Genomic DNA, 10619 nt, shown 5'->3' on the forward strand with positions numbered 1-10619 from the left:
GATGGGGGGATGGGGAGATGGGGAGAAATTAACTGTCAACTGTCCACTGTCAACTGTCAACTGTCAACTGTCAACTAACTCCTAACTCCTAACTCCTAACTCCTAACTAATTAAACTCGGTGTACGTAAATGCCAGTTTGTAGCTTGTTCGTATGCGTAGGCGACTTGAAATAGCTGATCTTCTCGGAGTACTTTACCAATTAATTGCAGCCCAATCGGTATTCCTTCGTCGTTGAAGCCGCAGGGAATGCTGATACCGGGTAATCCTGCAAGGTTGACGGGAATTGTCATTAAGTCAGTTAAATACATATTAAGGGGATCTTGGGATTTTTCCCCTGCTTTAAATGCGGCTATTGGTGCGGTGGGACAAGCTAAGACATCAACTTGTTTAAAGGCTTTGTCAAAGTCTTCTTTGATTAATGTCCGAACTTTTTGAGCTTTGAGATAGTAAGCGTCGTAATAACCCGCGCTCAGAACATAAGTTCCAATCATGATCCGACGTTTTACTTCTGCACCAAAACCTGTAGAGCGGGTACGGGTATACATTGATAAAAGGTTATCTGCTTCTTCTGCTCGATAACCATATTTAACGCCATCGTAACGAGCGAGGTTTGCTGATGCTTCTGATGGAGCAATTATATAGTAACTGGGTAAACCGTAGCGGAACCGAGGACAGGAAACAATGTGAATTTCTGCACCTAATTCTTGTAGTAGATCGATGGCTTTGGTAACTGCTTCTTCTACTTGAGAGTCTAATCCTTCACCAAAGGTCTCCTTAATTATACCGATTCTTAGTTTGCCTCTGGGTTTTAAATCTGGTTTTAAACTATCGGTGTATTTAGGTATGGAAACTTTTAAACTGGTAGAATCCTTGGGATCATATCCGGCAATTTCATTTAAAAGTATGGCTGCATCTTCTACTGTGCGAGAAAATGGTCCAATTTGGTCTAGGGAAGAAGCAAAGGCTACTAAACCGTAACGAGAAACTAGCCCGTAAGTTGGTTTCATTCCAACTACACCGCAAAAAGATGCGGGTAAACGGATTGAACCTCCGGTATCGGAACCTAGAGAAACCGTGCATTCTTGGGCTGCTACTGCTGCTGCTGAACCACCAGAGGAACCGCCGGGAACTCGCGATAAGTCCCAAGGATTAGCTGTAACATGATATGCAGAATTCTCAGTGGAACTACCCATAGCAAATTCATCTAAGTTAGTTTTACCCACCATGACAGCACCTGCATCAGCAAGTTTTTGTGTGACAGTGGATTCATACGGTGGTATAAAATTTTCGAGAAATTTCGAGGCGCAGGTAGTACGAATTCCTTTGGTACACATATTATCTTTGATTCCGATGGGAATTCCTGCGAGCAAACCAATTTCTTCTCCTGCGGCTATTTTGGCATCCACTTTTCGCGCTTGTTGTAAAGCTTGTTCTTGGGTGACGTGCAAGAAACTATGAACTTTCGGTTCTAATTGTTGGATACGGTTCAAAGCTTCTTGGGTGATTTCAACCGCAGAGCGTTTTTTATCAATTAATTGTTGGTGCAATTCGCGTATGGATGCCATGCATTACTTCTCCCAAAATACAAACTAGCTCAAATGATTGATTTTAGTACATCTTGTTGAAGTCTGCTAATTTTAAATAAAAAATTGATAATGGGTAATGGGTAATGGGTAATGGGTAATGGGTAATGGGTAATGGGTAATGGGTAATGGGTAATGGGTAATGGGTAATGGGTAATGGGTGATGGGTGATGGGGGAAAATAATTAATTACGAAGGAGTTTTTATGGACACGCTACAGGATCTCCCCCTTGGGGAGCAGCTTCGCTATCGCCCTTTCAATTATATACTTCAATTACCAATTACCAATTACCAATTACCCATTACCAATTACCAATTACCAATTACCAATTCTCAATTACCCATTACCTTCCTTAAAATAATTTCACAAATTAAAATATATAGATTAAACTAACTTTACAGATTTTCTGGGGGTGGGAATTATGGTCAAAATTGTATCTCGAAAAGCTTTAAATACTCAGATTGTATATGATATCGGTTTAGAGCGCGACCATAATTTTGTGATCAAAAATGGTTTGATCGCTTCTAACTGTTTTAATAAATCTCATTCTACAGCCTATGGGTATGTTACATATCAAACTGCCTACTTAAAAGCTAATTATCCATTAGAATACATGACGGCGCTGTTGACAGCCAACAGTGGTGATAAAGATAAGGTGCAAAAATATATTGCTACCTGTATGAATATGGGTATTCAAATAGAATCGCCGGATATTAACTCTTCAGAAGTTGATTTTACACCGGCGGACGGGAAAATTCTATTTGGATTGTCTGCTATACGCAATGTGGGAGAAAATGCGATAAATTGCATTTTGGAAGCAAGAGAAACAGAAGTATTTAAGTCACTTGCAGATTTTTGCGATCGCGTTGATTTGGGTACGGTAAATCGTCGCACTTTACAGTCTTTGATTAACTGTGGAGCTTTTGATAAAATTAACTCTAATCGCAATCAGTTAACTCAAGATTTAGAGTTAGTATACGATTGGGCGCAGTCCCGCGCTAGGGATAGAGCAAGTGGACAAGGGAATTTATTTGATTTATTCGGTGGTGCTTGGAGCGGTGATTCTGCTGTAAAGAATCCAGCAATGAATGCGGTATTAAGTCCTCCGAAAGCTAAGGAAGTCCCTGATTTACCTCCTCAAGAAAAGCTGCGAATGGAGAAAGAACTTTTAGGTTTTTATGTGTCCGATCATCCCCTCAAATCGATACGTAAATCAACCCGGATTCTTTCTCCGATAAATATGACGCAGTTAAAATCTCAGGGAGAAGAAGCAAAGGTTTGTGTGGTTGTCATACTTAATAATGTGAAAAAGGTGATAACTAAAAAAGGTGATCCTATGGCAATTTTGCAAATTGAAGATTTAACTACAACAGGGGAAGCGGTTGTTTTTCCGAAAATTTACGAACGAATAAATCAAGTTTTGCAAGTAGATGCAAAATTAATTATTTGGGGAAAAGTTGATAAAAAAGATGACCAAGCTCAATTATTAGTTGACGATGCAGAACCAGTAGAAAATGTAGAATTAGTCATCGTTGAAATGACTCCCCAACAAGCAGCTACTATTGAAGAACATCATCGCCTCAGAACAATTTTAAAAGATTTACAAGACCAATCAAATGAAAAAGAAAAAGGAAAAGTACCCGTTATAGGTATTATTCAAGGTGAAAATTCCCGTCAAATGGTTCGTTTTGGTAGACAATATTGGGTGCAAGATTCAACAACCGCGATTATGGCTTTACATAATGGGAGATTTTTCGCCCGCATTCAATCGCTGATGCTAAAAAGTTGACAGTTGACAGTTGACAGTTGACAGTTAATTTCTCCCCATCCCCCTATCCCACTTTTTATATTGTGTCAATCTACACTTTGTATTTTAATTGTTCTACTTTGCGACCGCAAAATCGTCAACAGTAAATTACCCTATCACTGCAAAGGATTCATCGTTTTTTAGTTACTTTTGCTGATGATATCTTTATCGAAAGAATAGTATATTTTGATGCCATAACGTTGTTGGTGGCAAGCAGGGTGAGGAGTAAAAATTTGATAATGGTTGAAGGGTTAGATCAATTTGTTTCATACTGCAAAAGGATTCAACCTCAAAGTCAAGAAGATATAAAAAGGTTTTTTGAAGGTGTAATAGGATTTCCCTATGATAAGGAACTTCTACTACAGGCTTATTTGTATTTGAATATCCAAAACTTATTTCCTAATTGTTCTGAGTTGTTGCTGTTTGAAAAGTCTCCTATTGCCGATTATACGGATTTAGGTAAATGCGATTTTGTCTATTTGACTTCCTATAGAACACTATTTTTAATTGAGACTAAATTTATTGATACGACTGCATCGGGAGCAACGGAAAGAAAAAGAAGAAATAAGCACCGAAATAAAGTTTTTGAGCAGGTGATAACTTTAAAAAATAGGTTTGGCCAATATTGGAATATTCAGGTGGACGAATTAGAATGCGGTGTTTTTACCACAGATCCTGAAATTAATTGGCGCGGGAATGATATGAATGTGACGACAAAATCGGTTTCAATACGCAAATTAGAGGAGTGGAGAAATTCAATAAAGGATTAAGTTAAGTCATTTTTAATAGTATTCAAGTATTATAAATAGCTTTAATATAAAGAGAACACAAAGCAGTGAGATAACTGAGCAGTAAATATATAAAATATATGCCGTTTAATTATGAATCACTGGGGAACGCCCCACAGCGCAGACACCGCCGTTACACGGCGATGTACCGCTGACTTAATTAGCCCACCTCCGGTGGGCTTTGCTTGTATAGCCCCAGACTTCTAGTCTGAGGGTAAATAAATATAGCGCAACTGTCGCTTTTCTTGAAATTTGAAGCTAAATCCCAATTTATACAAACAAAAATTATTAAAATTGAAGTAAAATTTATGGTTCTGGCGATTAGAGCTATGCTGTTTTTTATAGAGTGTGTTTATTCTTAGAGTAAACCATCCGCATTCAGCGGCAAAATCCCATGTTCAGTAAGCTTTGCAGATTCGGAGGTAAAAATAAGGTGCTAAAAACACTTTTGGTGATTGCCATTGGTTTCTTACCGTCCCTATTCTCACTGTGGTTGATGCGTAAGAATAGGGCTAGAACACGCACGCTTTTACAACGGGCTGCGGTTACAACCTTTCCCAGACACCCCAGAAGTCAAAATCCTAGAATCGATCATCGGGTTCAGCATAGCTCTACGGAAAGCGATCGCTATTATTTAGAAGGAGTAGGTTATCTCGTCGGGGACATTAGCTGTGAATATAATGCTCGTTCTGGTTATCTAAGGTGTGCTGTCAACCCAACTGGTCCTTGTAATGGTTGCCGTTTTTATCAAGAAAGGAAGGAAGCTAGTCTCACGAAACATCATCTTTCACATCTTGCACCATTCTTAACAAGAGCCGGAGACTCTTGTTCTGGTTTCCACTGAGTCGGGAAGCTAAGGTAGAAGGTGTAGATTCCCATCTCTAAGTTTTTGTATTTGTTTTTATTTTAAATAGTAATGTCTGCAACCTGGACGCAAGAACAAATTTTGGCACTAGCACCAGATGCAAGTTCAGCCCAAAATGGTAAAGCTTTGGCTACTTCTCGTAAGTGGTCATCATTAGGTTACAACGATACGGTAGCTTGGGGTGAGTGTCAAGGAACTGGAAAAAATCCCTATTTAACCCAAATTGACTTGACGGAACCCGCTTTTAAATGCAGTTGTCCCAGTCGTAAATCTCCGTGTAAGCACTGTATTGGTTTGTTTCTTTTGTTGATAGAAAAGCAAGAGTTGTTTACTGTAAATATTCCGCCAGAATGGGTGAATGCTTGGCTTGAAACCCGCAATCAAAGAAAAACTAAGGAGAAAGAAATAGTAAACAAATATTCAAACCCCGATGCACAAGCTCTTCGTGCAGCCAAGCGTTTAGATAAAGTTACTGCGGGAATGCAGGATTTGGAAGTATGGTTGCGGGATTTGGTAAGTAATGGGTTAGCAGCAGCACAAAGTCAACCTTATAGTTTCTGGGATGATACAGCAGCAAGGTTAGTAGATGCACAAGCACCGGGTGTCGCTCGTTTGGTAAGGCAAATGGGGAGTATTTGTTATTCTGGTGCAGGATGGCAAGAAAAATTATTATCTCAATTAGGACGAGTATATCTTTTAATTAAGGCTTTCAATAATTTGGAGAATTTAACTAATCCAGTACAAGTAGACATTCGTACTCAAATTGGTTTTTCCCAAAGTCAACAAGAATTATTAACACAACAAGGAGTAAATGATTTTTGGTTAATTTTGGGGCAGAGTTTAGCAGAAGAAGAGCGTTTGAAAACACAGCGTATTTGGCTTTACGGTAAACAAACGCAACAAAAAGCATTAATTCTTAACTTTACTCACGGTAATCAGCCATTGGATAGTAGTCTTTTACCTGGAAGCTGTATTGATGGGGAATTAGTGTTTTTCGAGAGTGCTTATCCTTTACGAGCAATAGTTAAAACTCGTCAAGATGCAGTAACTCAGATGGATGGAATGCCCGGATATACTAATATCTCAAATATGATGCAAGAATATTCCCAAGCTCTTGCCAAAAACCCTTGGATAGAACAATTTCCCATAACTTTATGTAAAGTAATTCCGATTCAACAAAATGATAATTGGTTTGTACGCGATGAAGATAAACGTTTACTTCCTGTTAAATCAAGATTTAATTATAATTGGCAGTTATTAGCACTTAGCGGTGGATATTCCCTTGATATATTCGGTGAATGGGATGGAGAATACTTTTTACCTTTGAGTGTGTGGGTGGAAAATCGGTTTGTAAATTTGGGATTTTAGATTTTGGATATATTCGCTTCGCTCAGTACAAGCTTGAGATTTTGGATTTGTTTCTGGTTTTTTCTCGTTACGATGCAGAACATTTTTATAATGTATTTGAGGCTCATAATCACAGAAGTCAGGTTTTGATAAAAAACCCGACTTTTCTCGTCACAAAAAATTATCAACCATAAATAATAAATGAATATTTGGCAGAATTTAGTAAAAACGGCAGTGGTAGGTACTCAAAGACAAGAGTTAAAAATCATCACACAAAATAATCAATTTGATGAAGTTTTTAATAGTCTTGATATGAATGATCGGCAAGGAAGTTTACTTGCTGCTGCTGGGACAATTTCTCTTTATCAACAAGCTGGAAAATTAATCACAATTGAACATAAAATAACTTCTAAAACGTGCGAATTGGATGATTTACCATATTGTAATCAACTTTCAGAACAACATTTACAAATGATGTTGAGTGGAGAATACAGTGCATTTTTACCGGAGTGGTTAAAAATTACAGCGAAAGCTGGAAAACTTGTTTCACCGAAGTATTTACCTGAATTATTAACATTAGGAAAACGACAGCATTATTTACGAAAAGATATTTTAGCAGTTTTAGGAAAGCGAGGTATTTGGTTAGCAGCCCAAAACCCAGAGTGGAATTATGCAATTAGTGAAAATACAGATAAAATTTGGAAAAGTGGTAGCTTAGAATCTAAAAAAAAATTGTTAACGGAATTGCGTCAATCCCAAGCAGCAAAAGGACGCAAACAGTTACAAAATATTTGGAGTAAAGAAAAATCTCAAGAAAGAGCAAGTTTATTAGAAACGTTGGAAGTTAGTTTAAGTATTGAAGATGAAACATTTTTAGAGGAAGCACTTGATGATAAAAGTAAATTAGTAAGAGATGCCGCAGCGCGATTGCTGTTACAAATCCCAGAATCAAAGCTTGTCAAAAGGATGATAGAAAGAGTTCGTCCTTTACTTAATTTGGATAACAATAATCTAGAAGTTACATTACCAAATAAATGTACTTTAGAAATGACTCAAGACGGTATCGATGAATCGAAATATATACCTTCTTTGGGAGAAAAAGCTAGTTTACTATTACAAATGCTTGGTTGTGTACCACCGAATATATTAAGTAATGACTGGCGAAAAAATCCTGATGAACTAATTAAAATTGTCGCAACTAGTAAATGGGAAAAATTATTTTTAGAAGCTTGGGTAATGGCTACGATTAGAAGTAAGGATACAGCATGGGCAGAGGCTTTATTGAAAGTAACTGCAAAGCTATGTCAACATTTAAGTAATACTGATGATTTGATTCAAGCATTGCTTAATATTTTGTCTGATTCGCAAGCTCAAAATTTAATATTAGATGTTTTGCTACAGTTTCCTAATATACCTTTTAATTCTGCTAATCCTGCTTTTGCATTATTGATTAATACTCCATATATCTGGAATCAAGAACTTAGTCAGGCTGTAATATCAAGTATCAAAAATTATCTGGAAAGCAATCATCAAGTCAATAATTGGCAGTTTAGTTCGGCTTTAGAAAAATTTTCTTTACAAATAGATGCTTCCACATATCATCACGCTGCCGATAATTTGACCTTTGAAACAACCGAAAATATTCATAAATCCGTCATTGACGCTATTGATAATTTTTTGGTCAAATTGCAGTTTAGATATGAAATAATAAAAGCGTTAAATAGTGTAGAGACGTAAAATTTTACGTCTCCATAATTTATTTAATTTATAAAAAATTAGATATTTAATCGGATTTTTACAATGATTCTCTTGCCTGACAAATATTTAACTTAAAAACCCGACTTCTGATTGTGGTTACGATTGTGGGATTATATTTGTCAAACTCACCTTAAGGAAATAAATATGCCTGAAGAAAATAAAACCGCAGAGACGCAGAAAACGCAGAGGAATAAAAAGGTAATTAAAGAAACTACTTTACTAAGGGAACACGCTGAGCTACAGTTTGCTGAGGAGTTGGAGGAATTGGGCAAGGTGGATAAGCGTCAATGTCCGCCAAATTGGAAATTGTCGCCTTGGGCAGTGATGACTTATTTGATGGGTGGAAAGTTGGAAAGTGGGTTTGAGGTGTCACCAAAGTATATCGGTGAGAGAAGAGTGATTGAGATTGCGATCGCCACTTTGACGACTGATAGGGGATTGTTGTTAATTGGGGTGCCGGGTACTGCAAAATCTTGGGTGTCGGAACATTTAGCAGCAGCGATTTCAGGGGATTCTAAGTTATTAATTCAAGGTACTGCGGGAACGAGTGAAGAAGCGATTCGTTACGGTTGGAATTATGCTAAATTATTAGCTGATGGTCCCTCAATGACGGCTTTGGTAGCAAGTCCGTTGATGCGAGCGATGGAAGATGGAAAGGTGGCGCGGGTGGAAGAATTAACCCGAATTCCGGCGGAGGTACAAGATACATTAATTACTATCCTTTCCGAGAAAACACTGCCGATTCCCGAATTAGGAGAAGAGGTGCAAGCGAATAAAGGTTTTAACGTCATTGCAACGGCAAATAATAGAGATAAGGGAGTAAATGATTTATCCAGCGCTTTGAAAAGGCGTTTTAATACAGTAGTTTTACCTTTACCCAAGACACTAGAAGCAGAAATTGACATCGTGCAGCGCCGTGTGGAAAGCTTGGGAAAGGCTTTAGAATTACCAGCAGAACCCCCCGCATTAAAAGAGATTCGCCGCATTGTCACAGTGTTTAGGGAGTTGCGTAGCGGAGTTACCGAAGATGGGAAAACTAAAATTAAATCTCCTACAAGTACTTTGAGTACAGCCGAAGCAATATCAGTAGTTAACAGTGGAATGGCATTAGCAGCGCATTTTGGTGATGGGAATTTGAGCGCTTCCGATGTCGCTTCGGGAATTATTGGTGCAGTGATAAAAGACCCAGTTCAAGATAAAATTGTGTGGAGAGAGTATTTAGAAACTGTCGTCAAGGAAAGAGAGAATTGGCAAGATTTGTATTTGGCTTGCAGGGAAGTTAGTTAATAGTTAGTTGTAGGGTGTGTTACGGCTTGAGAAATTTTGATTGTAGATTATTAATTAGATGATGCCGTAACGCACAATTAAATCATTAAATTTCCGGGTTTCGACTTCGTTCAACCCTCTTCATAGTAAACCTTCTTGAGCATTGAGCGTAGTAGAAATGCGCCTTTTTGCTAAATTAGAAAATATATATATTAATCTCTAATTATCTTCCCTTATTCCTCAGCGTCCTCCGCGTCTCTGCGGTTAAATCATGACTACTCACATATTTGGTATACGCCATCACGGACCTGGTTCCGCACGTAGCTTATGGCGAGCTTTAGAAAAACTACAACCCGATGTGATTCTAATTGAAGGACCTCCCGATGCCGAATCCTTGCTACCCTTGGTTGCTTCACCTCAAATGCAGCCCCCCGTAGCATTATTAATTTACCTTCCAGATAACCCAAAAGAAAGCGTTTATTATCCCTTTGCCGTATTTTCTCCAGAGTGGCAAGCGATACAATTTGGATTAAGTAATCACATCCCCGTGCGGTTTATGGATTTACCCCTTACCCATCGCATGGGCATGAAAGAAGAAGAACAATCAGAAGAATCTAAAATCCAAAATCCAAAATCCAAAATTGCTCAAGATCCATTGGGTTTACTTGCCGAAGCAGCAGGTTATAGCGATCGCGATCGTTGGTGGGAGAATATGGTAGAAACACGAGGAGATAGCGTAAATATATTTACCGCTATCCTAGAAGCAATGACCGCCGTGCGTCAAGAAATGCCACCTTTAGAAAACCCCATCGAAGCTCAGCGCGAAGCATATATGCGGAAAACCATCCGCGCAGCTCAAAAAGAAGGATTTGAACGCATTGCGGTTGTTTGTGGTGCTTGGCACGCTCCCGCACTTTCTATGACATCAAACGTTAAAGAAGATACGGATTTACTAAAAAAATTACCTAAAACAAAAGTACAAGCAACCTGGATACCCTGGACTTACGGACGTTTATCATACAACAGCGGTTATGGTGCGGGTATCGAATCACCGGGTTGGTATCATCATCTTTGGGAATGGGGAATGGGAGTGAGGAGTGAGGAGTTAGGAGTTAAGAGTGAGGAGTTAGGAGTGAGGAGTGAGGAATTAGGAGTTAGGAATGAGGAGTGAGGAGTTGTTTATTTCCCCCCATCTCCCCATCCC

The 10619-nt window shown here is 38.5% G+C and carries 8 protein-coding genes; 7 read left to right on the plus strand and 1 reads right to left on the minus strand.

Annotation, left to right across the window (positions count from 1 at the left end; genetic code table 11):
* Positions 1 to 102 precede the first annotated feature (102 nt).
* Positions 103 to 1566 carry an Asp-tRNA(Asn)/Glu-tRNA(Gln) amidotransferase subunit GatA gene (gatA, locus tag IQ247_RS29115; protein ID WP_193925321.1) on the minus strand — a complete coding sequence of 488 codons (1464 nt, stop codon included), beginning with the start codon at positions 1564 to 1566 and terminating at the stop codon, positions 103 to 105.
* Between the two features lie 439 nt (positions 1567 to 2005).
* On the opposite strand from gatA, the gene IQ247_RS29120 reads away from it, so the two are divergent.
* The 7 genes from IQ247_RS29120 (at position 2006) to IQ247_RS29150 (ending at position 10586) form a co-directional block, all read left to right on the plus strand.
* Positions 2006 to 3373, plus strand: a complete 1368-nt coding sequence (locus IQ247_RS29120; RefSeq protein ID WP_193925322.1) for a helix-hairpin-helix domain-containing protein — start codon at positions 2006 to 2008, stop codon at positions 3371 to 3373.
* Positions 3374 to 3630: 257 nt separating this feature from the next.
* The gene (locus tag IQ247_RS29125; RefSeq protein WP_193925323.1) at positions 3631 to 4161 is read left to right on the plus strand and encodes a hypothetical protein; all 531 of its coding nucleotides are present in this window, start codon (positions 3631 to 3633) and stop codon (positions 4159 to 4161) included.
* Positions 4162 to 4612: 451 nt separating this feature from the next.
* Entirely contained in the window at positions 4613 to 5023 is a 411-nt protein-coding gene (locus IQ247_RS29130; RefSeq protein WP_322745599.1) for a DUF6464 family protein, read from the plus strand.
* A gap of 72 nt (positions 5024 to 5095) precedes the next feature.
* Positions 5096 to 6412 (plus strand): SWIM zinc finger family protein, encoded by a 1317-nt coding sequence (locus IQ247_RS29135; protein WP_193925324.1) that lies wholly within the window; start codon positions 5096 to 5098, stop codon positions 6410 to 6412.
* Between the two features lie 180 nt (positions 6413 to 6592).
* Positions 6593 to 8128, plus strand: coding sequence for a DUF5691 domain-containing protein (locus IQ247_RS29140; protein ID WP_193925325.1), 1536 nt, complete (start codon positions 6593 to 6595; stop codon positions 8126 to 8128).
* A gap of 165 nt (positions 8129 to 8293) precedes the next feature.
* Positions 8294 to 9436, plus strand: a complete 1143-nt coding sequence (locus tag IQ247_RS29145) for an ATP-binding protein (RefSeq protein WP_228060146.1) — start codon at positions 8294 to 8296, stop codon at positions 9434 to 9436.
* Between the two features lie 250 nt (positions 9437 to 9686).
* Positions 9687 to 10586, plus strand: a complete 900-nt coding sequence (locus tag IQ247_RS29150; RefSeq protein WP_193925327.1) for a DUF5682 family protein — start codon at positions 9687 to 9689, stop codon at positions 10584 to 10586.
* Positions 10587 to 10619 lie beyond the last annotated feature (33 nt).

The organism is Plectonema cf. radiosum LEGE 06105, from assembly GCF_015207665.1.
GTDB lineage: Bacteria > Cyanobacteriota > Cyanobacteriia > Cyanobacteriales > Nostocaceae > Rivularia > Rivularia radiosa_A.

What these genes read in the sequence shown, in the direction of transcription:
- IQ247_RS29125 (WP_193925323.1), top strand. Translation starts at nt 3,631, where the DNA reads ATGGTTGAAGGGTTAGATCAATTTGTTTCATACTGCAAAAGGATTCAA.
- IQ247_RS29140 (WP_193925325.1), top strand. Translation starts at nt 6,593, where the DNA reads ATGAATATTTGGCAGAATTTAGTAAAAACGGCAGTGGTAGGTACTCAA.
- IQ247_RS29135 (WP_193925324.1), top strand. Translation starts at nt 5,096, where the DNA reads ATGTCTGCAACCTGGACGCAAGAACAAATTTTGGCACTAGCACCAGAT.
- gatA (WP_193925321.1), bottom strand. Translation starts at nt 1,566, where the DNA reads ATGGCATCCATACGCGAATTGCACCAACAATTAATTGATAAAAAACGC.
- IQ247_RS29150 (WP_193925327.1), top strand. Translation starts at nt 9,687, where the DNA reads ATGACTACTCACATATTTGGTATACGCCATCACGGACCTGGTTCCGCA.
- IQ247_RS29145 (WP_228060146.1), top strand. Translation starts at nt 8,294, where the DNA reads ATGCCTGAAGAAAATAAAACCGCAGAGACGCAGAAAACGCAGAGGAAT.
- IQ247_RS29120 (WP_193925322.1), top strand. Translation starts at nt 2,006, where the DNA reads ATGGTCAAAATTGTATCTCGAAAAGCTTTAAATACTCAGATTGTATAT.